25 protein-coding genes, 1 tRNA gene and 1 pseudogene are annotated in these 23763 nt (G+C 63.6%); 12 read left to right on the forward strand and 15 right to left on the reverse strand.

The window, feature by feature from the left end; genetic code table 11:
* Nucleotides 1-25 precede the first annotated feature (25 nt).
* From PMI42_RS29370 to aroA, 6 genes are all read right to left on the reverse strand, one after another.
* On the reverse strand, nt 26-418 hold the full coding sequence (locus PMI42_RS29370; protein WP_008141210.1) for a lipopolysaccharide assembly protein LapA domain-containing protein: 393 nt from the start codon (nt 416-418) through the stop codon (nt 26-28).
* Between the two features lie 71 nt (nt 419-489).
* Nucleotides 490-795, reverse strand: a complete 306-nt coding sequence (locus PMI42_RS29375; RefSeq protein ID WP_007598410.1) for an integration host factor subunit beta — start codon at nt 793-795, stop codon at nt 490-492.
* A gap of 171 nt (nt 796-966) precedes the next feature.
* Complete coding sequence (sppA, locus tag PMI42_RS29380; protein ID WP_008141211.1) at nt 967-1947, reverse strand: signal peptide peptidase SppA; 981 nt, start codon at nt 1945-1947, stop codon at nt 967-969.
* Nucleotides 1948-2224: 277 nt separating this feature from the next.
* A complete protein-coding gene (gene rpsA, locus PMI42_RS29385) occupies nt 2225-3931 on the reverse strand; it encodes a 30S ribosomal protein S1 (RefSeq protein ID WP_008141213.1) in 1707 nt (568 codons plus the stop codon).
* A 265-nt stretch (nt 3932-4196) separates the two neighbouring features.
* Nucleotides 4197-4835: a (d)CMP kinase gene (gene cmk / locus PMI42_RS29390; RefSeq protein ID WP_008141215.1), complete on the reverse strand. Its 639-nt coding sequence runs from the start codon at nt 4833-4835 to the stop codon at nt 4197-4199.
* Nucleotides 4832-6229, reverse strand: a complete 1398-nt coding sequence (gene aroA, locus PMI42_RS29395; protein ID WP_008141218.1) for a 3-phosphoshikimate 1-carboxyvinyltransferase — start codon at nt 6227-6229, stop codon at nt 4832-4834. The genes cmk and aroA overlap by 4 nt, the downstream gene beginning before the upstream one ends.
* Nucleotides 6230-6341: 112 nt before the next feature.
* Between aroA and PMI42_RS29400 the strand changes: the two genes are divergently transcribed.
* From PMI42_RS29400 to PMI42_RS29410, 3 genes are all read left to right on the forward strand, one after another.
* Nucleotides 6342-6749: a TIGR02300 family protein gene (locus tag PMI42_RS29400; RefSeq protein WP_008141220.1), complete on the forward strand. Its 408-nt coding sequence runs from the start codon at nt 6342-6344 to the stop codon at nt 6747-6749.
* 98 nt (nt 6750-6847) lie between these two features.
* A tRNA-Ala gene (locus tag PMI42_RS29405) sits at nt 6848-6923 on the forward strand.
* A gap of 138 nt (nt 6924-7061) precedes the next feature.
* On the forward strand, nt 7062-7304 hold the full coding sequence (locus PMI42_RS29410; RefSeq protein WP_008141222.1) for a GIY-YIG nuclease family protein: 243 nt from the start codon (nt 7062-7064) through the stop codon (nt 7302-7304).
* Between the two features lie 5 nt (nt 7305-7309).
* Here the strand turns inward: PMI42_RS29410 and PMI42_RS29415 are convergent, their stop codons facing one another.
* Nucleotides 7310-7768: a MarR family winged helix-turn-helix transcriptional regulator gene (locus PMI42_RS29415; protein WP_008141223.1), complete on the reverse strand. Its 459-nt coding sequence runs from the start codon at nt 7766-7768 to the stop codon at nt 7310-7312.
* Between the two features lie 156 nt (nt 7769-7924).
* Here PMI42_RS29415 and PMI42_RS29420 point away from each other — a divergent pair, with 156 nt between their 5' ends.
* The 9 genes from PMI42_RS29420 to PMI42_RS29460 all read left to right on the forward strand — a co-directional run bounded on the left by PMI42_RS29420 (nt 7925) and on the right by PMI42_RS29460 (nt 15952).
* Nucleotides 7925-8350 (forward strand): organic hydroperoxide resistance protein, encoded by a 426-nt coding sequence (locus PMI42_RS29420; protein WP_008141224.1) that lies wholly within the window; start codon nt 7925-7927, stop codon nt 8348-8350.
* A 177-nt stretch (nt 8351-8527) separates the two neighbouring features.
* A complete protein-coding gene (locus PMI42_RS29425) occupies nt 8528-9730 on the forward strand; it encodes a CaiB/BaiF CoA transferase family protein (protein ID WP_008141226.1) in 1203 nt (400 codons plus the stop codon).
* A gap of 274 nt (nt 9731-10004) precedes the next feature.
* A complete protein-coding gene (gene ugpB, locus PMI42_RS29430; RefSeq protein WP_008141229.1) occupies nt 10005-11321 on the forward strand; it encodes a sn-glycerol-3-phosphate ABC transporter substrate-binding protein UgpB in 1317 nt (438 codons plus the stop codon).
* 45 nt (nt 11322-11366) lie between these two features.
* Entirely contained in the window at nt 11367-12248 is an 882-nt protein-coding gene (gene ugpA / locus PMI42_RS29435) for a sn-glycerol-3-phosphate ABC transporter permease UgpA (RefSeq protein ID WP_008141231.1), read from the forward strand.
* A complete protein-coding gene (gene ugpE, locus PMI42_RS29440) occupies nt 12248-13096 on the forward strand; it encodes a sn-glycerol-3-phosphate ABC transporter permease UgpE (protein WP_008141232.1) in 849 nt (282 codons plus the stop codon). The genes ugpA and ugpE overlap by 1 nt, the downstream gene beginning before the upstream one ends.
* Nucleotides 13097-13108: 12 nt before the next feature.
* On the forward strand, nt 13109-14194 hold the full coding sequence (locus tag PMI42_RS29445) for a sn-glycerol-3-phosphate import ATP-binding protein UgpC (protein ID WP_008141235.1): 1086 nt from the start codon (nt 13109-13111) through the stop codon (nt 14192-14194).
* 236 nt (nt 14195-14430) lie between these two features.
* A complete protein-coding gene (locus PMI42_RS29450; RefSeq protein ID WP_008141238.1) occupies nt 14431-14856 on the forward strand; it encodes an Hsp20 family protein in 426 nt (141 codons plus the stop codon).
* Between the two features lie 51 nt (nt 14857-14907).
* On the forward strand, nt 14908-15180 hold the full coding sequence (locus PMI42_RS29455) for a BQ00720 family protein (protein WP_008141241.1): 273 nt from the start codon (nt 14908-14910) through the stop codon (nt 15178-15180).
* A gap of 145 nt (nt 15181-15325) precedes the next feature.
* Complete coding sequence (locus PMI42_RS29460) at nt 15326-15952, forward strand: GNAT family N-acetyltransferase (protein ID WP_008141243.1); 627 nt, start codon at nt 15326-15328, stop codon at nt 15950-15952.
* A 33-nt stretch (nt 15953-15985) separates the two neighbouring features.
* On the opposite strand, the gene PMI42_RS29465 is transcribed toward PMI42_RS29460, so the two are convergent.
* The 8 genes and pseudogenes from PMI42_RS29465 to PMI42_RS29500 form a co-directional block, all read right to left on the reverse strand.
* On the reverse strand, nt 15986-16816 hold the full coding sequence (locus PMI42_RS29465) for an outer membrane protein (protein ID WP_008141245.1): 831 nt from the start codon (nt 16814-16816) through the stop codon (nt 15986-15988).
* A 345-nt stretch (nt 16817-17161) separates the two neighbouring features.
* Nucleotides 17162-18268: a tetratricopeptide repeat protein gene (locus PMI42_RS29470; protein WP_008141247.1), complete on the reverse strand. Its 1107-nt coding sequence runs from the start codon at nt 18266-18268 to the stop codon at nt 17162-17164.
* Nucleotides 18269-18386: 118 nt separating this feature from the next.
* Nucleotides 18387-18848 carry a PTS IIA-like nitrogen regulatory protein PtsN gene (gene ptsN / locus PMI42_RS29475; RefSeq protein WP_008141251.1) on the reverse strand — a complete coding sequence of 154 codons (462 nt, stop codon included), beginning with the start codon at nt 18846-18848 and terminating at the stop codon, nt 18387-18389.
* A gap of 230 nt (nt 18849-19078) precedes the next feature.
* Nucleotides 19079-19690, reverse strand: coding sequence for a ribosome hibernation-promoting factor, HPF/YfiA family (gene hpf / locus PMI42_RS29480; protein ID WP_008141253.1), 612 nt, complete (start codon nt 19688-19690; stop codon nt 19079-19081).
* 171 nt (nt 19691-19861) lie between these two features.
* On the reverse strand, nt 19862-21475 hold the full coding sequence (gene rpoN / locus PMI42_RS29485; protein WP_008141255.1) for an RNA polymerase factor sigma-54: 1614 nt from the start codon (nt 21473-21475) through the stop codon (nt 19862-19864).
* Between the two features lie 91 nt (nt 21476-21566).
* Nucleotides 21567-22577 (reverse strand): LPS export ABC transporter ATP-binding protein, encoded by a 1011-nt coding sequence (lptB, locus tag PMI42_RS29490; RefSeq protein ID WP_008141257.1) that lies wholly within the window; start codon nt 22575-22577, stop codon nt 21567-21569.
* Between the two features lie 260 nt (nt 22578-22837).
* Nucleotides 22838-23575, reverse strand: coding sequence for an LptA/OstA family protein (locus PMI42_RS29495; protein ID WP_008141260.1), 738 nt, complete (start codon nt 23573-23575; stop codon nt 22838-22840).
* 5 nt (nt 23576-23580) lie between these two features.
* Nucleotides 23581-23763, reverse strand: a pseudogene (locus tag PMI42_RS29500) (LPS export ABC transporter periplasmic protein LptC); the annotation flags it as partial.

Raw genomic sequence — 23763 nt, forward strand, 5'->3', positions numbered from 1 at the left:
ACAGGGTTTTCGGTCGGGGCCGCTTCTACAACGTCGCGCGCTGCTTGTCTCGCCCGATGGGCCCGTAAAGGCCGGCCCCGGAGGGGACGGGGAGGCGCTGGGGCTCGGGCCTGGCGGCAGCCGCCTGGACCCGCAGATCGGCCAGTTCCCCTCTCGCGGCGCGGGCATCCGCCTCGTGCCGGCGCGCGGCGCGGCGCCAATGCCGCTGGCCGAACCAGACGGCGCAGCCGCCCGCCACCACGCCCATCGCAGCCACCAGAAGCAGGAGCACGAACAGAGGCAGTGTGACCGACAATGCCGGATCGTTGGCCATGAAGGGATCGAGGGAGACCGTGACGAAATGCCGGTTGGCGACGGCAAAGGTCACCAGGACCAGGCCCAGCGGAATCACGATCAGTGCGGTCAGGAACTTTCGCATCGCGATCGCTCGTCTTGAATCAGGCTTGCCGCCGCATCATGCGGCCATCAGGTTAAACCCGGACGACGGCGTTAGTCCGGCGCACCGGGATCCGGATGGTCGCGGTTGAGCCGCTCGCGCATTTCCTTGCCGGTCTTGAAGAACGGAACGCTCTTCTGGTCGACGGGCACATGGGCGCCAGTGCGTGGATTGCGCCCGGCGCGTGCAGGGCGATGCTTGACCGAGAAGGCACCGAAGCCGCGCAACTCGACGCGATCACCGCGTGCGAGTGCCGCTACGATCTCTTCGAGAATCGCATTCACAATGTTCTCGACATCCCGCTGGTACAGATGCGGGTTGTGCTCGGCGATACGCTGAACAAGTTCGGATTTGATCATCGAGAGATAGGACCCGGAAGCGTGCGGATGACCATTTCCGTGAAAATACCGTGATCTGTCAAGACGCTAAATGAAGGTTGAGCGTCGCGAAAATACGTGACAAATGCCGAAAAAGCGGGCTGCCCCTCTACCCGTCAGACGGGAAAATCCTCTGGGCCTCGCTTGGTTCCGTCAATTTGACGCGGCGGGCTGCCACAAGGCGAGCATTCCATCCATTCCGAGCCGATCGACGGCCTGCGCGACACCGGTTTGCCCGATCTGATGCGCAATCGAGCCTAAACCAAGCGCTTCCAGCGTGACGACAGCAGCTGTCTTGAGGAACGGCAGATCGCCAAAGCGCGGCTCAAGCTTGTAATCGCGCACGGTGAGACCCTTCTTGACGCCCTTCTGCTCCTCGAGCCACGTCACGGCCGTCTTCTCGTCGCCGAGCTGATCGATCAGCTTGAGATCGATCGCCTGACGGCCGGTGAAGACACGGCCATCGGCGACTTTTTCGAGCTGCGTGTCATCCATGCCACGGCGCTGCTTCACCAGATCCTTGAACCAGGCGTAGGAATCCTTCACGAGCGCATCGAGCGCGGCGCGCGCTTCCGGGCTGGTCGGTTCAAAGCCGTTGGGCGCGGCCTTCAACGGCGACGACTTCACTTCCTCGACCTTGACGCCGACGGTCTTCAGCAGCTCCGAGACGTTGGGAAACTGGAACAGCACGCCGATCGAGCCGACCAGCGAGCTCTGCTGGGCGATGATGTGGTCGCTCGCGATCGCCGTGATGTAGCCGCCGGAGGCGGCAAGGCCCTCGACCACGACGACGAGCGGCTTCTTGGCCTTGAGCCGGACAAGCGAGTCGTAGAGCTGCTCGGAGCCGGCGGTGGTGCCGCCCGGCGAGTTGATGTGAACGATCACGGCGGCCGCCTGCGAATTCTCCAGCCGCTCCAGCGCCTGCGTGCGATCGGAATCGCTGCGGATCAAGCCCTCGATCTGGACCCGCGCGATCGAGCCGGCGGCGGCGAACGTGCCGCGCGCACCTGGCGTCGCCACCAGCGCGAAGCCCGCGATCGCCGCGATCGCGATCAGCGCGGCCATCACGCGCCAGAAGGTCAGCTTGCGGCGGATCCTGCGGCGATCGACGATGATGTCCGAATCGAGCGACATCGGAATGTCTCCAAATGAAAGGCCGCGGGCGTTGTGCCGTCACAACGTGACCAATGGCTTGTCTGAATACATCAATTGCGGCGCAATTTGAAGAAAACAAGGCCGGCGTCTTGCGTGAGCGCGTAGCCCGGATGGAGCGCAGCGTAATCCGGGATTCGGGCCACATTGGCAGCGGCCCCGGATTACGCTGCGCTCCATCCGGGCTACGGGCGCAACAAGCAACAAAAAAGCCCCGGCTCGCGCCGGGGCTCTGATGTCAGCAAAACGAATGTTTCGCTTACTTGCTGTCGCGGTTCTTGAGCGCGGTGCCGAGGATGTCGCCCAGCGTCGCTCCCGAATCGGAGGAGCCGTACTGCGCGATGGCTTCCTTCTCTTCGGCGACTTCGAGCGCCTTGATCGACACCTGGACCTTGCGGGCCTTCTTGTCGAACTGGATCACGCGGGCATCGACCTTCTCGCCGACGGCGAAGCGTTCGGCACGCTGGTCGTTGCGGTCACGCGCGAGCTCCGAGCGCTTGACGAAGGTGGTGAAGTCGGTCCCGGCGATCTTCACCTCGATACCGCTTTCCTTCACTTCGAGCACTTCGCAGGTCACGACCGCGCCCTTCTTGACATCGCCCGGCTCGGCGAAGGGGTCGCCTTCGAGCTGCTTGATGCCGAGCGAGATACGCTCCTTCTCGACGTCCACATCGAGCACCACGGCCTTCACCATGTCGCCCTTCTTGTAGTTGTCGATCACCTGCTCGCCCGGAAGCTTCCAGTCGAGGTCGGAGAGATGGACCATGCCGTCGACGTCGCCTTCGAGGCCCAGGAACAGACCGAACTCGGTCTTGTTCTTGACTTCGCCCTCGACCACCGAACCGGTCGGGTGACCTTCGACGAAGACCTCCCAGGGGTTGCGCATGGTCTGCTTGAGGCCGAGCGAGATGCGCCGCTTGACGGAATCGACTTCGAGCACCTGCACTTCGACTTCCTGCGAGGTCGAAACGATCTTGCCGGGGTGCATGTTCTTCTTGGTCCACGACATCTCGGAGACGTGGATCAGGCCTTCGATGCCCGGCTCGAGCTCGACGAACGCACCGTAGTCGGTGATGTTAGTGACGCGGCCGGAGAAGCGGGCACCCAGCGGGTACTTGGCTTCGATGCCCTGCCACGGATCGTCCAGCAGCTGCTTCATGCCCAGCGAGATGCGGTGCGTCTCGTGGTTGATCTTGATGATCTTGACCTTCACGGTCTGGCCGATCGAGAGCACCTCGGTCGGGTGGTTGACGCGGCGCCACGCGATGTCGGTGACGTGCAGCAGGCCGTCGATGCCGCCGAGGTCAACGAACGCACCGTAATCGGTGATGTTCTTGACCACGCCGTCGATGACCTGACCCTCTTCGAGGTTCTGCACCAGCTCCTGGCGCTGCTCGGCGCGGGTCTCTTCGAGAACCGTGCGGCGGGACACCACGATGTTGCCGCGGCGGCGGTCCATCTTGAGGATCTGGAACGGCTGCGAGTTGTTCATCAGCGGCGCAACGTCGCGGATCGGACGGATGTCGACCTGCGAGCGCGGCAGGAAGGCCACGGCACCGTCGAGGTCGACGGTGAAGCCGCCCTTGACCTGGTTGAAGATGACGCCGTTGACCTTCTCGTTGTTCTGGAAGGCCTTCTCGAGCTTGCCCCAGCTCTCCTCGCGGCGCGCCTTGTCGCGCGACAGCACGGCTTCGCCGAGCGCGTTCTCGATCCGGTCGAGGAACACTTCCACCTCGTCGCCGACCTTGATCTCGCTCTCACGGCCGGGGCCGGAAAATTCGCGCAGGGCAACGCGGCCCTCGGTCTTCAGGCCGACGTCGATGACGGCCATGTCCTTTTCAATTGCAACAACCTTGCCCTTGACGACGGAGCTTTCCTGCAGGTTGCCACCTGCGAAGGACTCGTCGAGCATCGCGGCGAAATCGTCACGCGACGGGCTATAGGTATCAGCAGAAGTCGAAGCCATTTGTTCTCCAGTTGCGGATGTCTTGCCGGCCGTTGGGTTTTTGGGCGTATCGGGCGTGCAGTGTCGGAAGGTCCACAAAACCTTCGAGCGACCGCTCGTTGCCCCGGTTTGCAACCAGAACAGCGGAAGCGGGCCGGCTGGGCCCGCACGTTCGATACGTGGAAATCTCTTGTCCGGAGCCTGGATCGCGTCGGCCCCAAGCAGGGACCGAGAGTATCGACCTCAAAGAGCGGGAGCGGGCGCTTCCTCCAATGACGGCAGCGGCTTAACCCCGCGACCGGCCCGCTCGGACGGCCTCGATAATGTCGATGGCGGCCCGGACGCCGCCTTCTATATCCAGTTGGGAGTTATCTAGCAAGTAAGCATCCGCGGCCGGCTTCAAGGGCGCAATCGGCCGGTTCTTGTCGCGCTCGTCGCGCCGGATGATGTCGGCGAGCACCGCCGCCTCATTCGCCTCCTCGCCCCTTGCCCTCGCCTCCATGGTGCGGCGGTGGGCGCGAACCCTGGGGTCGGCCACGACGAAGATCTTCACGTCGGCATGGGGGCAGATCACGGTTCCAATATCCCGGCCGTCCAGCACCGCCCCCGGCGGATCGGCGGCGAACTGGCGCTGGAAATTGAGCAGGACCTCGCGAACCCTGGGGATCGCCGAGACGATCGAGGCGCCCTCGCCGGCCTCCTGGGTCTTCAGGGCCGGATTGCCGAACTTGTCGGGATCGAGTTCCAGCGCAGCCTGCACCGCAGCCGCCTCATCCCGAAGATCATGGCCCGACTGCATCAGGGCATAGGCGACCGCACGATAGATCACGCCGGTATCGAGATGACGGTAGCCGTAATGATGCGCAAGGCGCTTGCCCAGCGTCCCTTTGCCCGAGGCCGCGGGCCCGTCGATAGCGATGATCATGAAAACTCGGCCCCAAGCGAACGCATCATCGGAATGAAGTCCGGAAAACTGGTGGCGATGAAGGCGGTGTCGTCGACGGTCACCGGTTGGTCCGACGCACAGCCCATCACCAGCGCGGACATCGCGATGCGATGGTCCATATGGGTGGCGACGGTGCCGCCGCCGGGGACGTGGCCGCGGCCTTCGACGATCAGATCGTCGCCGGAGACCTCGACCTTCACGCCGTTGACGCGGAGCATGGCAGCGGTGGCCTCCAGACGGTCGGATTCCTTGACGCGCAGCTCCTGCAGGCCGCGCATGATGGTCGTGCCTTCGGCGAAGGAGGCCGCCACGGCCAGCACCAGATATTCGTCGATCATAGAGGGCGCGCGCTCCGGCGGCACCTCGACGCCGCGCAGCTTCGAGGCGCGCACGCGCAATTGCGCCATCGGCTCGCCGGCGTCGCCGCGGACTTCGCTTTCCTCGATGGACCCGCCCATTTCACGCAGCGTGGTAAACAGGCCGGTCCGCAGCGGATTGGTCATGACATCGGACAGAACGACATCGGAACCTTCGACGATCAGCGCGGCGACGATGGGGAACGCTGCCGAGGAGGGATCGGCGGGCACCACGACATTGGCGCCATGCAGCTCGGGCTCGCCCACCAGCGTGATACGGCGGCCGTGCTGACCTTCCTGCGTGGAGGTGATGTCGGCACCAAAATGCTTGAGCATCAGCTCGGTATGGTCGCGGCTGGCCTCGCTCTCGATCACGGTCGTCGTGCCCGGCGCGGCCAGGCCCGCCAGCAGCACCGCCGACTTGATCTGGGCCGAGGCGACCGGGGTCTTGTAGGTGATCGGCAGCGGGTCGCGCGCGCCCTGGACGGTCAGCGGCAGCCGGCCACCCTCGGCGGCGGAAACGACCCTGGCACCCATCTTTTCGAGCGGGTCCAGGATCCGGCGCATCGGGCGGGTGCGCAGCGAGGCGTCGCCATCGAAAACCGCCGAGATCGGGCAGCCGGCGACGGCGCCCATGACCAGCCGGCAGCCGGTGCCGGAATTGCCGAAATCCAGCGCCGCCTTCGGCTCGGCGAACCCGCCGACGCCGACGCCGTTCACCTTCCAGGCAAAATCCCCGGTGCGCTCGACCCTGGCGCCGAGCGCCTGCATGGATTTGGCCGTGTTGAGGACGTCTTCGCCCTCCAGGAGGCCCGAAATCCTGGTCTCGCCGACCGCGAGCGCGCCCAGGATCAGGGCGCGGTGAGAAATCGACTTGTCCCCGGGCACCCGTACTTTCCCGGTCAGGGGACCGCTGGCGCGCGACTGGAGCGGCCTCGGCTTGTCGGAATCGGTCACGATTATGTCCTTGGATAGGCCCGAAATATCCCTGCGGGACTCGCGGGGCAGGTACCACATGGTCCGCGCCGCGTCACGGGCATGTCGTTCTCCCGTAATGCGCTATTGACAGCGGGCCGCCAACTAGCCAAGTGAAACACCGCTTTTCAGACATTCCCAGGATTCCTCTGCCGTGGCCAAGTCCGAACTCGGAACCAAACGTATTTGCCCGACCACGGGCAAGAAGTTCTATGACCTCAACAAGAATCCGGTGATCTCGCCCTATACCGGCGAAGTCGTGCCGATCGCGCCTGTGGCGCCGGCCCGCGTGCCCCGTGGCGCCGAAGCCCGCCACGCAGCCGCCGCCGACACCACGCCGGAACCGGCCGAGGTCGAGGAGGTCTCGCTTGAGGAGGCCGATGCCGAGGAGAACACCGGCAAGGTCAAGGCCGTCGTGCCCGAATCCGAGGACGATATCGAGGTCGATGAGACCCTCGATGACGACGATGACGATGATTCGACCTTCATTGCCGACGAAGAAGAGGGCGATGAGGACGTGACCGACATCATTGGTGACGTCGGCGGTGATGAAGAGACTTGAGATCAGCCCTGATCTGTGAAAAAGGGTGCACCGCGCGAGTCGCTTAGGTAGCTCGCCGGCCGGGACGGATCCCCCAGGATCCTCCCATCTGGACTTAAGGGGCCATAGCTCAGCTGGGAGAGCGCTTGCATGGCATGCAAGAGGTCGGCGGTTCGATCCCGCCTGGCTCCACCACGCTTCGCCCTTCGGGCTATGCGTGGCGCAGCCACGACGGAGCCTGAAGGGCAAAGCGTGGTGTCCGGCGTAGCCCGAAGGGCGAAGACGGACTGGTGATGAGAGCCCTTCTCGGGACGACCCAGGCGATAAACGTCAATGTGGTACGTCTACATCATCCGCAGCATCGAATTCCCCGACCAAGAATACATCGGCGCCACGGAAGATCTGAAGCGGCGGCTGCCGGAGCACAACGCCGGCAAGTCCGCTCACACGGCAAAGTTCAAGCCATGGAAGCTGGTTTGGTACTGCGCTTTCCCTGACAAGATGAAAGCCTTGGCGTTCGAGGCGTACCTGAAGTCGCACTCGGGTCGCGCATTCTCGAAAAAGCGGCTCTGCTAGCCCCCCTACTCCCCGATCACCGCATTCAGCCGATCGCGCAGCGCGACGATCTCGTCCTTCATCGCGACCAGCTCCGAGACCGAGCAATCGGATGCTGCCAGGATCGACTGCGGCACGGCACGCGCCTTCTCCTTGAGCGCGTGGCCCTGCGGGGTCAGCGAGATCAGCACCTGCCGCTCGTCCTCGCTCGAGCGGGTGCGCCTGACCAGATGGGCGGCCTCGAGCCGCTTCAGCAGCGGCGTCAGCGTGCCCGAATCCAAAAACAGCTTTTCGCCGATGTCCTTGACCGGGACGTCGTCCCGCTCCCACAGAACCAGCATCACCAGATATTGCGGATAGGTCAGGCCGAGCCGGTCCAGCAGCGGCTTGTAGACGCGGTTGAAGGCATGCGCGGCGGAATAGACCGCGAAGCAGATCTGGTTGTCGAGGCGCTGTGGGTCCAGCGCCGATAGTTTCCGGGGCATCGAGAATCTCACGCGGTTTCCTTCATTCTGGGGCCGGCGGGCGCCGCATTCAATTGCGAACAATTAAATGTGAGGCATGCAAATTTCAATTGCGCACAATCTAATTGCCTGCGATATGCGTGCCACCCCAACCCGAAGACCCCAAGGGAGACGACGATGTCAGTGAACGTCCTCTACAAGACCAGTGCAAAAGCCACCGGCGGCCGCGACGGCCATGCCGCGACCCTCGACGGCGCGCTCGACGTCAAGCTCACCACGCCGAAGGAGCTCGGCGGTGGCGGCGGTGCCGGCAACAATCCCGAGCAGCTGTTTGCGGCCGGCTATGCGGCCTGCTTCATCGGCGCGATGAAGTTCGTGGCCTCGCAGGGCGGCCCCAAGGTTCCCGCGGACGCCTCCGTCACCTCGACCGTCGGCATCGGCCCGCGCTCAGCCGGCGGCTTCGGTCTCGACATCGACCTCGCCGTCTCGCTGCCGGGCCTCGCCCGCACTGAGGCCGAAGCGCTGGTCGAGAAGGCCCACCAGGTGTGCCCCTATTCCAATGCCACGCGCGGCAATGTCGACGTTCGCCTGACGGTCGTCTGATCTGACGTGCGGATTGGCTGGCCCGGGATCCCCCTCGGGCCGACCGCTCCCGCTTGATTTGCCACGTTGCGGCATTGTGCAGCGGCGGCGCATGCGACCCTACGCAGCAAGCCATTGCTGGCGCAAAAAAACCTCGCTAGGCCTGTGGTCAAATTTCGACACAGGGGAAGCGAAGGCATGACTGAAGCCGTTTTGGGCGCAATGAGCGGACTGCGCGTCATCGATCTCACGCGCGTGCTCGGCGGTCCCTATTGCACCCAGATCCTCGCCGACCATGGCGCCGACGTGATCAAGGTCGAGCCGCCCGCCGGCGACGAGGTGCGCGACTGGGGCCCTCCCTTCCACGAGGAGGACGCGGCCTATTTCATCGGCATCAACCGCAACAAGCGCTCGATCGGCCTCGACCTCGCTTCCGAGGGCGGCCGCATCGTGCTGCTGAAGATGCTGGAGACCGCCGACGTCCTGATCGAGAATTTCAAGCCGGGCACGCTGGAGAAATGGGGCATCGGCAACGACGTGCTCAGCAAGAAATTCCCGCGCCTCGTGCATTGCCGGATCTGCGGCTTCGGCGCCGACGGTCCGCGCGGCGGCAATCCCGGCTATGACGCCATCATCCAGGCCATGACCGGCATGATCGCGGCGACCGGCTCGCCCGAGAGCGGGCCGATGCGGATCGGCGTGCCGCTGGTCGATATCGGCACCGGCCTCTATGCGGCGATCGGCATTTTGATGGCGCTGTCGGAGCGGCAGCGCTCCGGCAAGGGCCAGTTCCTGGAGACGACGCTGTACGAGACCGGCCTTGCCATCATGCATCCGCACACCGCGAACTACTTCATGCATGGCAAGCCGCCGTCGCTGACCGGCAACGAGCATCCCAATCTCGTGCCTTACGCGATCTTCCCGACCAAGACCGACAACATCTTCATCGGCGTCGGCAATGACGGCACCTTCCGCAAGCTCGCCAAGGAGATCGGCAAGCCCGAGCTCGGCACCGATCCGCGCTTTGCCCGCAACAAGGACCGCATCGCCAATCGCGAGGCGCTGCGCGCCGAGCTTGCCGCGGTGTTCAGCCAGCACGAGGCCGAGCCGCTGTGCAATCGCCTGCTCGCGGCGGGCCTGCCAGCAGGTCCCGTGCAGAAGATCGACCAGGCGCTGACCAACCCGCACACCATCGCCCGCGGCGATATCATCGAGAAGGACTGGTACAAGGGCGTGGCCTCGCCGATCCGGCTCGACCGCAGCAAGCCGAGCCTGCGCCGGCTGCCGCCGAAATTCAGCCAGCACTCCCAGGAGGTGCTCGCCGAGTTCGGCTACTCCAAGTCGGAAATCGACGCGATGGTGGCGCAGGGCACGGTCTGCGGCCCGGAGCGCAAGCGCTAAAATGTCTCCCTCTCCCGCTTGCGGGAGAGGTTTGGAGCCTGCGGCCTGATCTTCAGCCTCACACAAATAATGCCGCACTGCGGCGCATGCGCTCATGTGCAGTGCGAACGGAGGAGGCTGCGTGCGCCGTCTCCGCCTATTTGATGGCTTCCCATTTGGCAGCGCTTGCCGCTTTCGTTTCTCCCGCTTACACAGTCATGTGAACGTCATATGGCGCTGCTAGCGCAAGCGCTTCTTTTTGACGGCCAAGAGACGGCCAAGGGAGGTTTACTTGATGGCTCTTCGACACTTTGGGGCGGCTGCCGCATTTGCACTCACGGTTGGCATGTCGGCTTCGCCAGCGCTGGCCGTGACCGAGATCCAGTGGTGGCACGCGATGACCGGCGCCAACAACGACGTCATCGTCAAGCTCGCCACCGACTTCAACGCGTCGCAGACCGACTACAAGGTGATCCCGACCTACAAGGGCAACTACCCCGACACGATGAACGCCGGCATCGCCGCGTTCCGCGCCGGCAACGCGCCGCACATCATGCAGGTGTTCGAAGTCGGCACCGCGACCATGATGGCCGCGACCGGCGCCGTGAAGCCCGTCTACAAGCTGATGGCCGAAGCGGGCGAGAAGTTCGATCCCAAGATCTACCTGCCCGCCATCACCGGCTACTATTCGACGTCGAAGGGCGAGATGCTGTCGTTCCCCTTCAACTCGTCCTCGACCGTGATGTGGGTCAACCTCGACGAGCTGAAGAAGGCCAATGTCGAGATCCCCAAGACCTGGCCCGAAACGTTCGAGGCCGCCAAGAAGCTGAAGGCTGCGGGTCACGACACCTGCGGCTTCTCCGGCTCCTGGGTCACCTGGGTCAATCTCGAGCAGCTCTCCGCCTGGCACAACGTGCCGCTCGCCAGCAAGGCCAACGGCCTCGACGGCTTCGACACCGTGCTCGAGTTCAACGGACCGCTCCAGGTCAAGCATCTGGAAACCCTGGTCGAGCTCCAGAAGACCAAGACGTATGATTATGCCGGCCGCACCAACACCGGCGAAGGCCGCTTCACCTCGGGCGAATGCCCGATCTACCTGACCTCGTCGGCGTTCTTCGGTAACGTCAAGGCGCAGGCCAAGTTCAACTTCACCGCGGTGCCGATGCCCTATTACCCCGACGTCCAGGGCGCACCGCAGAACTCGATCATCGGCGGCGCCTCGCTCTGGGTCATGGGCGGCAAGTCGGCCGATGAATACAAGGGCGTGGCGAAATTCCTGACCTTCCTCTCGGACACCGATCGCCAGGTCTACATCCACAAGGCCTCCGGCTATCTGCCGATCACCAAGGCGGCCTACGCCAAGGCGAAGGAAGAGGGCTTCTACAAGGATCAGCCCTATCTCGAGACCCCGCTGATCGAGCTGACCAACAAGGAGCCGACCGACAATTCGCGCGGCCTGCGCCTCGGCAACATGGTTCAGCTGCGTGACGTCTGGTCGGAAGAGATCGAGCAGGCGCTGGCCGGCAAGAAGACCGCCAAGCAGGCGCTTGACGACGCCGTCGCGCGCGGCAACACGATGCTGCGCCAGTTCGAAAAGACCGCCGTAAAATAAGGTGAAGGCGCCGGCAGGCCACGCGGCCTGCCGGTGCCGTCCATCATGCAAAAGCAAGCCATTTTCCAATCCAAGCTATTGCCTTACGCGCTGGTTGCGCCGCAGCTCGCGATCGTGCTGATTTTCTTTTATTGGCCGGCCCTGCAGGCGGTGATCCAGTCGTTCCTGCTGCAGGACGCCTTCGGTCTGTCGACCACCTTCGTCTGGTTCGAAAATTACATCGAGCTCTTCAAGGATCCCGCCTATTTCGCGTCGATCCTGCGGACCTTCTTCTTCTCGTTCGCGATCGCGGTCTCTTCGCTGTCCTTCGCGCTGCTGCTCGCCGTGATGGCGGACAAACCGCTGCGCGGCTCGATGCTCTACCGCACGCTGCTGATCTGGCCCTATGCGGTGGCGCCGCCCGTGGTGGGCGTGCTCTGGATCTTCATGCTGCATCCCTCGCTCGGCGTGCTCGCACGTTACCTTCGCGCGATGGGCGTCGACTGGAATCCGCTGCTCGACGGCGACCAGGCCGCCGCGCTGATCATCCTCGCCGCCGCCTGGAAGCAGATCTCCTATAATTTCCTGTTCTTCCTCGCCGGCCTGCAGGCGATCCCGAAGAGCGTGTTCGAGGCTGCCGCGATCGACGGCGCGCGCCCGATGCGGCGGTTCTGGACCGTAACCTTCCCGCTGCTGTCGCCGACCATCTTCTTCCTGCTGGTCGTCAACATCGTCTATGCCTTCTTCGACACCTTCGGCATCATCGACACCATGACCCGCGGCGGCCCCGGCACGTCGACGGTGACGCTGGTCTACAAGGTCTATTCCGACGGCCTGCTCGGCGGCAATCTCGGCAGCTCGGCGGCGCAGTCGGTGATCCTGATGATCATGGTCATCGTGCTCACCGGAATCCAGTTCCGCTTCGTCGAACGCAAGGTGACCTACTGATGGTCGAGGACGAAGGCATCAGGCGCTACGTCGCCCACGCCATTCTCTGGATCGGGATCGCGATCGTCGCGTTCCCGGTCTACATCGCGATCGTTGCCTCGACCCAGGACAACGCGCTGATCGCCAACGGGCAGATGTCGCTGCTGCCGGGCGGTCATTTCTTCGAGGTCTACTACCAGACCATCTTCGTCGGCACGAGCGGCTCGACCCGCGAACCGGTCGGCAACATGATGCTGAACTCGCTGGTGATGGCGCTGTTGATCGCGGTGGGCAAGATCGCGATCTCGATCATCTCGGCCTATGCGATCGTGTATTTCCGCTTTCCGTTCCGGATGCCGATCTTCTGGATCATCTTCATCACGCTGATGCTGCCGGTCGAGGTCCGCATCTATCCGACCTACAAGATCGTCGCCGACCTGCACATGCTCGACAGCTATGCGGGCCTGGCGCTGCCGCTGATCGCCTCCGCCACAGCGACGCTGCTGTTCCGCCAGTTCTTCATGACCGTGCCGGACGAGCTGCTAGAGGCCTCGCGCATCGACGGCGCCGGTCCCCTGCGCTTCTTCTGGGATACGCTGCTGCCGCTGTCGCGCACCAACATGGCGGCGCTGTTCGTGATCCTGTTCATCCTCGGCTGGAATCAATATCTCTGGCCGCTGCTCATCACCACCCGCGACGACATGCAGACCATCCAGGTCGGTATCCGCAAGATGATCACCACCACCGACGCGCTGACCGAATGGCCGATCGTGATGGCGACCGCCGTGCTGGCCATGCTGCCGCCGGTGTTCGTCGTCGTCGTCATGCAGAAATTGTTCGTGCGCGGCCTGGTCGAGACGGAAAAGTAGAAGCGAGTTTTCATGGCCAACGTCACCCTGCGCAACGTCCGCAAGACCTATCCCGGCGGCTTCGAGGCTATCAAGGGCGTCAATGTCGACGTCGCCGACGGCCAGTTCTGCGTGCTGGTCGGTCCCTCCGGCTGCGGCAAGTCCACGCTGCTGCGCATGGTCGCAGGCCTCGAGACCGTCACCGGCGGCGAGATCGACATCGGCGGCCGCATCGTCAACCAGATCGAGCCCGCCGATCGCGACATTGCGATGGTGTTCCAGAACTACGCGCTCTATCCGCATATGAGCGTCTTCAACAACATGGCCTACGGCCTGCGCAACCGCGGCATGAAGGAGGCCGAGGTCAAGACCCGCGTCGACGAAGCCGCGCGCGTGCTCGAGCTCACCGCCATGCTGGAGCGCAAGCCGCGCCAGCTCTCCGGCGGCCAGCGCCAGCGCGTCGCGATGGGCCGCGCCATCGTGCGCCAGCCAAAAGTATTCCTGTTCGACGAGCCGCTCTCCAACCTCGACGCAAAACTGCGCATCGCGATGCGCGTCGAGATCCGCAAATTGCAGCGCCGGCTGAGCACGACGTCGATCTACGTCACCCACGACCAGCTCGAGGCGATGACGCTCGCCGACATCCTCGTCGTGATGAATGGCGGCCGGGTCGAGCAGGTCGGCAATCCCCTGGCGATCTACGAGAAGCCGGCGACGACCTTCGTTGCCTCCTTCATCGGGGCACCGCCGATGAACCTGATGTCGATTCGATCGGACGAGATCAAGTCGCAGCTCAGTGGCAGCGCGAGCGAAGCCGGCATCCTCGGCATCCGCCCGGAAGACTTCGTCATCACCGACCAGACGCCGGCCGGGGGCGTCGCGTTGCCGCTCACGGTGGAAGCGATCGAGCGCGTCGGCGCCGAAACCTTCGTCTACGGCTCGCGGGCCCAGGACGAGCAACGTATCGCCGCCACCCCGGGCGAGCTGCCGCCCGGCGAGGTCATCGTCCGCATTCCCGGAACCGAGTCCCCCGCCATCGGCGCGAAAATCCGGGTCGCGGTGGTGCGGAACAAGCTGCATTTGTTCAGCGGCGACGGTCGGACCCGAATCGAAGCCTGATGGGGTCCACAGGGCCCCTCGATCAAAACCGCAAAAACAACCCCATGCACAGTAGAAGGGGGGTTGTTTTCATTGGGATAAATCGTCCGCGGATTTGCGGCGCCCCGGCATGGCCCATCCACAGGGCGCCCGCTACGTCCTTGAACCCACACGGGGATATGCCCATATTGCTGACCAAGGGGTGCCGCTTCCGGGCCCTGAGGTACCAAAGTCGCTTCGAGAGGACTTTGTAAACTATGTCTCGTGTTCCCACGCTTTCCAGTCCGTTCCTTCTGGGCTTCGACGAGATCGAGCGCGTGCTCGACCGCGTCGTCAAAGGCGCCGACGGTTACCCTCCCTACAATATCGAGAGGTGCGGCCAGGCGGACGGCCAGCCCGAGCGCCTGCGAATCACGCTGGCGGTCGCCGGATTCACCCGCGACCAACTCGATGTAACCATTGAGGAAAACCAGCTCGTCATCCGCGGGCGGCAGCAGGACGACAAGACCCGGCAATACATCCATCGCGGCATCGCCGCGCGCCACTTCCAGCGCACCTTCGTGCTGGCGGAGGGGATGCTGGTGCTGGGTGCGGATCTGAAGAACGGGCTGTTGTCGATCGATCTTGCCCGGCCTGAACCGGAGAGGATCGTTAAGACAATCGCTATCAATGAGCACGAATAATGGAACGAGTAGCGGACTCGACCGCTTAGTTTCGAGAGAGGAGTCGAGACCATGAGTGAAGGTCACGTTGTATTCGAATACGAAGCCAAGAACGTCTCTCCGGAGACGCTGGCGAACCTCGGCGAAGGTCACATCGCCTATGTGAAGCAGATCCGCTCCGAAGACGTTCCGGGCCTGTTTCCCGAAGCGCCGAAAATCGCGCCGGGCCTCAAGCTCTTCGCCCTCCATGCCGCCGACGGCACGCCGATCATGCTGACCGACAGCCGCGAAGCCGCGGTCGCCAACGCCTGGAGCAACGAGCTGCAAGCGGTGAGCGTGCACTGAGCGCACGCGCGTCGCGGGATTAGGAATTCAAGCGGGCATGCCTTCGGACGAAGGCGTGCCCGTTTTAGGTGATGAGGCCGTTGCGCGCGCCGTTTGGTGCTGCCGTCGAAATTGATCACCGGACTCTAAACTGCTTAGATGGGGCATGTCGCTCAACGCGAAACGTCTCCCCAAGCAACAGTTGTGGTTTCCGGCGGGACCTTATTTCCTCCGCACCGTCAAACGCGAAGATGCCTCGCAACGCTGGGCAGACTGGTTGTCCGATCCCTGGACAGTGCACGTGCTCAACACGTCGCCGCGCGCGATGACCAAGCTGGACATCGCCGACTACATCAAATCATTCGATCAGCGCGAACGGCTGCTGCTGGGAATCTTCGAGAAGGGTAGTCGCTCGCATGTCGGCTTCATCCGTCTGGACATCAACGCTGCAGCCAGCGAGGGGCTCGTCAGCGCCGTAATCGGCGAAAAAGATCACCGAAACGCGGGGGCCACGGTGAACACGTTCATTCCCCTGCTACGATTCGTGTTCGACGATCTCAAGCTCGGTCGTATTCGCGCGTTCGTGCTGGAGCGAAACCAGACGACCATTCAATATCTCTCGAAGCTCGGATGGATGCTGGATCCTGAACCCGAAAAGCCGGTGCAATCGCACACGGATGGATCGCTGCTGGTGCTGCGCCGGATGAGCTGGGATCGACCTGGTTTTCAGGCCTGGCTGAAAAGCCCGATCGGACAGCGGATCGTGAAACGCATGGAAGCGGCGCAGGGCTGATCCCGGCCGCTTCCTGTGTCAGCTTGATTTCGATCAGTACTTGGCAACGATCGCCGACCCACCGAACCGATAGTTGATGCCGACCTTCACGATGTCGATGTCCTGCTTGATGTCGATCAACGCAGTGCTTCCGGCTGGGTTCACGAAGGCGACCCGCTTGCTGTCGAAGCCATAGTGATTGTATTCGACCAGCGCCGACCAGTTGGGCGCGAAAGCCCATTCGAAACCCGCGCCGGCGACCCAACCAACGCGGTCGGTGCTTGCCGACGCGTTACAAGGGCCAAATGCGAAAACACCGGTCGGGCAGATAGCACCGCCTATATCAACGAAATTGTTCAAGCTGTAGCGGTCGTGAGCAAAACCTACACCGCCCTTGCCGTACACCAGGAAGCGATCCCAAGTATAGCCGACGCGTCCCGTGACACTTGCAACCCAATCCGTACGGCTCGAGAGCGTGGCCGGGTTACCGCTCTTGCCAGCGAAGAACGGATCGTTTGCGACGCCATGGAGGTCGGTACCGGAGAAGTCGCCGGCGAGGCCGATCACCCAATTGTTCGAAAACTGGTAGTCGCAGCCCACCTGCACGCCGCCGACGACGCCAACGTCACCATTCACGGCGATCCGGTCGCCGGGCAGCAACCCGATGGTCGTCACCGGTGCTGGATTCGCCGAAGCAATGGCCGGATCCGTGAAGCCCGTCCGGCTCGCGCCGCCGCCAATGTGGCCACCGACGTAGCAGCCGGTCCAGCTGAAGGGCACGGCTGCCGCGACCGGGGCCTTCGTGTACGGACGGGCGCCCAAATCCGCAGCCTGAGCGGAGCTTGCAATAATCAGAGCCGATGTCGCCAGAAGCAGTTTTTTCATTGTTATTCCCAACCAATCAGCAAATCGAAATCTTGCGTAGGGTACATTGGCCGGCGCAGGCGTGCTGTACCGACTCAGCAACACTCCGATACTTTAGGAAACGCTGCTCTGTTCAGAAGTGTACGCAAGGCGCACTTGCGACGCCTCAAGCTTGAAGACGGCGCTTCAATCCCAGCTCGGATGACTGTGCTTCTTTTGGCGCGATAGTTCCGCATCGTCCTTGCGCGAGCGCTTGCTACGACGCAATTCAGAGTCTTTTCGCGGAGAGTTCCAGGGATTGCTTCGCTGCGCTCGCAATGACGGAGGCAGGCTACGGCGTGCTTAGCTCGCGCCCATCCCAAGCTGCTACTTCAAAAACCCAAGCCCTTCGCGCGCCGTGTCCACGGCCCATTTGTCGTTCGGCGGCAGCGCGAGCACGCTGTTGAAATCCGCGCGCGCGTGTTTGGTATCGGACATCATCATGTAGAGCAGAGCCCTGTTGACCAAGGCATCCTGGTCTCTGGGATCGATTCGAAGCGCTTCGTTGTAATCGGCGAGCGCGCGAGCGTGCTGTCCCAATTCGCGCAACGCCATGGCCCGATTTTTATATCCCGTCGCATTTCCCGGCTGCAGCCTGATCGCCTCATCGAAATCGGCAACGGCGCGTTTATCGTCGCCCTTCTTGTGCCAGGCGAGCGCGCGAGCGGAATAGGCCCTCATGAAAGTCGGGTCGAGCCTTGTGACCTCGTCAAACTCCTGGATGGCACCATCGGCGTCGTCCCACTTCAGGAGAACGACGGCCCGGCAAAAGTGGCCCCCGGCGCTCCCTGGCTCCAGACGAACCGAATTGTTGCAGTCGTCGAGAGCCGCATCGAATTCGCCCTTGTTGACACGGACGTTGCTTCGCAGCTCGTAAGGCGATGCGGCGGCCGGATTCAGTCGCATCGCTTCGGTGTAATCGGCGACCGCGCGATCGGTATCGCCCTTCGCCGCATAGGCCTGCCCTCTCATGAGGGTCGCAAAGTAGATGTGCTTCGGATTGTGTTCGATCGCCTCGGTGAACCCGGCGATGGCGAGATCGAGCTCGCCCTTGTTGAAATATCCCTCCGCCCGCGATGTGTAGGACGGTCCGTAGTTCGGATCGAGGCGAATTGCCTCGTTGTAGTCAGCCATGGCGTGATCGCGATCGCCCCTGGCGGAATAAGCGCGGCCGCGGCAATTATAGGCCCGTCCGAAATTCGGATCGATCCGGATCGCGGCGCTGCAATCGTCGAAAGCGCGGTCCCTGTCCCGCTTCATGTAATACGCTTCGCCGCGCAGCTCGTAAGCCACCGCATTGGTCGGATCGGCTGCGATGATCGCGGTCTTCTCCGCGATGACGCGATCGTTCGACGCGTCGTCGGCATGGGCCGTGGCGGCGATGGTGACGGAGCAAAGCAGACCGAAGACTCGCCCGATCGAACCGCAAATCATGTCGCAAAATCCCCGCACCGAAACCGCGCCGGTCGCAAGTGGACATCGTGGCAAAATATCGCAGTGCCCGGCTGCCAATAAGTCGCAGACGGCGCTACGCGGGTTCGAACTGAGGGGTTTAAGCCGCGGTTGCCGGCGGCAGGGCCAGCACCGAATAGATCGCCTGGGCGTCGCGCGAGGCGCGGAGCTTCTTGGCGATGTCCTGGTCGCGGAGCAGGCGGGCGATACGGGCGAGCGCCTTGAGGTGATCGGCGCCGGCACCTTCGGGGGCGAGCAGCAGGAAGACGAGATCGACCGGCTGGCCGTCCATCGCCTCGAAATCGATCGGGCGATCAAGCCGCGCGAACAGGCCGAAGATCTTTTCCAGCTTGGGCAGCTTGCCGTGGGGAATGGCGACGCCGTAGCCGACCGCGGTGGTGCCGAGCTTCTCGCGCTGGAGCAGCACCTCGAACACCGAGCGCTCGTTCTGCCCGGTCAGCTCGGCGGCCTTGGCCGCGAGCTCCTGGAGCGCCTGCTTCTTGCTGTTGACCTTCAATGCCGGGAGAATCGCCTCGGGCGCGACCAGATCGGTAATCGGCATGGATGGTTTCCGAGGTGAATTAAACCGTCAGGTTCCGAATTGGCCTGCTCGGTCAAACCGAGCCCGGCCGGCGTCAAGAAGGTGAAGCAGGAGGGGGACTTAGCTCAAGTCCCGTTAGGTCCTGATGTGGGGCGCTTCTACTCCAACGCAATCCCGGTGCCAACTGCCGCGTGCGGCTTTGCCCCGGTCATTGTTAAGAGCTGTGGTTGCTACGGGGCCCGGTTCCAGCCCTATCCGCCCGCCTTGCCGTCCGGTTTGGTGCCCGGCGGGTCGATCCAGCCCACATTGCCGTCGGCCCGGCGGTAAATGATGTTCACCCGGCCGCTGGAGCCATGCTGGAATACCAGGCAGGGTGCCCCGCTGAGGTCCAGCTCCATGACGGCCTCGCTAACCGAGAGCTGCTTCAACGAGGTGGTGGCCTCGGCGATGATGACGGGGCTGTAGCCGGTGACCTCGTCCTCGTCCTCACCCTCGCCCGGCGCTTCCAGCACGTAAGCCGTGGCGTCCATCGCAGCGAGCGCGGCGGAGGCGACATGGGCCTTGCGGGCCGAGCGGTCCTTGAGCCGGCTCTTGTAGCGCTTGAGCCGCTTCTCGATCATGATCAGGGCCTGGTCGGCGCTGGCATAGGCGTCCGGCGCGTTCGAATCGGCCTCCAACGTAATGCCGGAATCCAGATGCAGCGCACAGTCGGTGCGGAAGCCGAAGCCGTCCTTGCTCAGCGTGATGTGGCCGGAATAATTGCCGTCGAAATATTTGCGCAGGACCTCTTCGGTCCGGTCGCTCACGCGGCCGCGCAGGGCCTCGCCGACGCTGACGCTCTTGCCCGAAATCCGAAGAGTCATGTGATGCCTCGCTTGGTTTGCGCCCGGCCAGGATGACGCGTCATTTCAGCCGGGGTTATTCCCTGCGCATGATCTTCCCGGAAAACCGCGATGCACTCTTCCGGATCATGCGCGTGCTTGGATCGGTCGCGAACAGGGGGATGAGAGTAGCGCGATTTGGCGCCAGCGCAATCAGGCCGGCTCGGTGTTGCGGGAGCGATCGGACATTGCAGTGGAGAGAACGTTGCCAAGAGCGCTCTGCTTGTCACGGCGGCGTTGCACCGAGGAGGGAATGCGCATGGCTTCGCGGTACTTCGCGACCGTGCGGCGGGCAATATCAATGCCCGAGGCGCGTAACCGTTCCACGATGGTGTCATCCGACAGGATCGCGGCGGGCGCTTCCGAATCGATCAGCTGCTTGATGTGGTGGCGAACGGCTTCGGCCGAATGCGCCTCGCCGCCGTCGGCCGAGGCGATCGAGGCCGTGAAGAAATATTTCAACTCGAATGTGCCGCGATTTGTCGCCATGTACTTGTTGGCGGTGACACGCGACACCGTGGATTCATGCATCTGGATGGCGTCGGCGACGGCCTTCAGGTTCAGGGGGCGCAGATGCGCCACGCCATGGGTGAAGAAGCCGTCCTGCTGGCGCACGATCTCGGTCGCGACCTTCAGGATGGTGCGGGCGCGCTGGTCGAGCGCGCGCACCAGCCAGGTCGCGTTCTGGAGCGCGTCGGTGAAGTAGGACTTGTCGCCGTCCTTGCCGATCTTCTTCGACAGCTCGGAATAATAGGTCTGGTTGACCAGCACGCGCGGCAAGGTGTCGCTGTTGAGCTCGACATGCCAGCCGCCGTCGGGACCCGGGCGGACATAGACGTCGGGCACCATGGTCTGGAGCCGCGCCGAGCCGAACTTCATGCCGGGCTTGGGATTGAGCCTTCGGATCTCGCCGATCATGTCGGCGATGTCCTCGTCGTCGACGCCGCAGAGCTTGCGCAAGGCAGCGATATCGCGCTTGGCGAGGAGATCGAGATGCTCGACCAGCGCCTGCATCGCGGGATCGTAGCGGTCGAGCTCGCGGAGCTGGATCGCCAGGCACTCGCTCAAATTGCGCGCGCAGACGCCGGGCGGATCGAATTTTTGCAGCACGGCAAGGACGTCCTCGACGTCCTTTTGCGTTGCGCCAAGGCGCTCGGCGGCCTGGCCGAGATCGGCAGGCAGATAACCGGCCTCGTCGACGAGGTCGATCAGATACTGGCCGATCATGCGCTGTGCCGGGCCGGTGAAGGCGACCGAGAGCTGCTCGGCGAGATGGTCGCCGAGCGTGGTCTCCGCGGCGACGAAAGCTTCGAGATTGTAGTCCTCGTCGCCGGAGGCGCCGCCGCCCCATTCGGTGTAGGTGGTCGGAGCGACATCCTGGGCGTTACGGGCAGCGGCCTCGGCCGGCTCCTCGGAGAAGACGTTGTCCAGGCCCGTATCCAGGGTCTGCTCGATCTCGGCGCGGGTGCCGAGATCCTTGCTCATCCATTCTTCCTGGCCGGGCTCAAATGCCTCGCCCGGGCCGCCGCCGGGCTCGTCATTGTGGCCGCCGTCGGAGTCGCTGAACTGGCCGGCCTCGGCCGGGGCGTCGCCGCCGGGGGCCTCATCATTGGCCCGCTCCAGCAGGGGGTTCCGCTCGAGCTCCTCCTCCACGAAGGTCGTGAGATCGAGATTGGACAATTGCAGCAGCTTGATCGCCTGCATCAGCTGCGGCGTCATGACCAGCGACTGCGATTGCCGGAACTCTAATCTCTGCGTGAGCGCCATGAAGCAAGAACCGATCCCAAAAAGTTGGTCCGATTTTTGCTTATCCTAGTCTTGGGACGATGTACACGCCTTGACGAAATCGAAAAAAGGGCTAGAGGCGGAATTCCTCGCCAAGGTAAAGACGGCGAACGTCCGGATCAGCGACGATCTCATCCGGGCTGCCCTCGGTCAAGATTTCACCGGCATAGACGATATAGGCACGATCGGTGAGGCCGAGCGTCTCGCGCACATTGTGGTCGGTGATGAGCACGCCGATGCCGCGATTGGTGAGATGGCGGACGAGGTCCTGAATGTCGCCGACCGCGATCGGATCGATGCCGGCAAAGGGCTCGTCGAGCAGCATGTAGTTCGGACGCGTCGCCAGCGCGCGCGCGATCTCGACGCGGCGGCGCTCACCGCCCGATAGCGCAATCGACGGCGATTTACGCAGCCGCGTGATGTTGAATTCGTCGAGCAGCGAGTCGAGCTGCTGCTCGCGCTTCTTGCGCGAGGGCTCGACCACTTCGAGCACGGCGCGGATGTTCTGCTCGACGGTGAGGCCGCGGAAGATCGAGGCTTCCTGCGGCAGATAGCCGATGCCGAGCCGCGCGCGCTGATACATCGGCAGCTTGGTGACGTCGTGGCCGTCGAGCTCGATCGCGCCGCGATCGGCCTTGATCAGGCCGGTGATCATGTAGAACACGGTGGTCTTGCCGGCGCCGTTCGGACCGAGCAGGCCGACCGCTTCGCCGCGGCGCACATAGATGCTGACGCCGCGCACCACCTGGCGGCTGCCAAAGCTCTTTTCCACGCTATGCACAGCCAGGAAGCCCGGCCGCTTCAGGAGCTGCGGCCCGCCGGCACCGTTGGGCCTGCTGGCGGCCCTGACGGGGTGGACGGCCTGCGCACGCGGCGGCTCGGGCTGATAGTCATCTTGATAGTCACCCTGGAACTGGTCGGGCGCACGCATCGGCTGGTCCCGGGCGATGGCCGGCGCGTCCCTGACCGGACTCGCCACGAGACCGCCGACGCTGTCACCGAGCGCGGTGATGTCCTGACGCGCAAATCCTGGCCGGCCACGCTTGGCGGGGCGCCGACGGAACATGCTGAAGAGATCGACCATCCCCGCCTTCTAGCCTTTCACGCTTATCTCGCACGTTCATCCTGCACGATGATCCGCGCGTGATCCCGCGATCTACCGCGCCGGCCTTGCGACTCGCCGACGCAGCATGAGTGAAGGGATGTCTCATGCCCAGTGAAACACGCCCGAAAAGCGGCGGACCCCGCTTCGAAAGCCCTGCGCGCTAGATACAGTCTCGCCGGGCAAGCTTCAACCTCGGATCGGTCATATCCGGCTCAAGCCGTTGAACCAGCTTTTGAAATTCACTTTTTGCCGGCGCCGGGCAGCTGCAGGGGCGAGGCCGCGCCGGGTTTCGCCGGAGCGCCGGGGGTCCCCGATCCGCAATCATTGCCGGCGCCCTGCGGCATCAGCACCTGGACGCCCCGGCCACTATCGGACTCGACGCGGGACACGCCCGTGGTCATGTCCACGGTCAGCCGGTCGCCACGCATCACATTCTTGCACTGCGTCATGACGACCTGCCCCGCGCTGCCGCCAAGCATGGTGATGAGGTTGGTCTTGGTGTCGAACACGGCGGTCTCGCCGGTCACGACCTGATCCTTCTGGGTGACGACGACGTTGCCGCGCGCCTCCAGCCGCTTGATCGACGAGCTGCCGCCCGGCCCCGGCTGTGCCGACTGCATCGGCGCGCTCTTCGTTGCCTTCGCCGCCGGTTGCGGCGCGGCCGGCTTGCTGTCGCCGCCGGAGTCGTAAAACACCACCAGCGTCTTCGAGGTCATGGTGGTGTCGCCCTGGATGACCTTCACATTGCCGGAGAAGGTTGCTTCCTTTTTCTTGTCGCGCATCTCGAGCGAGGCGGCTTCGATCTGGATCGGCTGGTCGCGGTTCTGCGAGAAGCCCTGCATCGCGTTGGGTACGCCTTGCGCCGAGCTCTGCGCAGACGCAGCACCGGTTGCGGCAAGCGTGACGATGGCAACGAGCGCGGCTGCGTTGATGACGACGCTGCGCTTGCTGACGTTGCGCGAAAAAGACCTGATCATGAAAATCACTTTGAATTGGCGGATTTGTTACGCGTCTTTACCGGCGGCGGCGCGGGCTCGGGCGGCGCAGGCTGAGCGGCGGGGTCGTCCAGCTTGTCCAGGTGCATCACCACATTGCCTTCGAAACGAATGACGTCACCGCCTTCGGTGATGCGCAGCCGATCGGCGGGCAGCGTGCCGTTGGTCCG

Source organism: Bradyrhizobium sp. YR681 (assembly GCF_000282615.1).
Classification (GTDB): domain Bacteria; phylum Pseudomonadota; class Alphaproteobacteria; order Rhizobiales; family Xanthobacteraceae; genus Bradyrhizobium.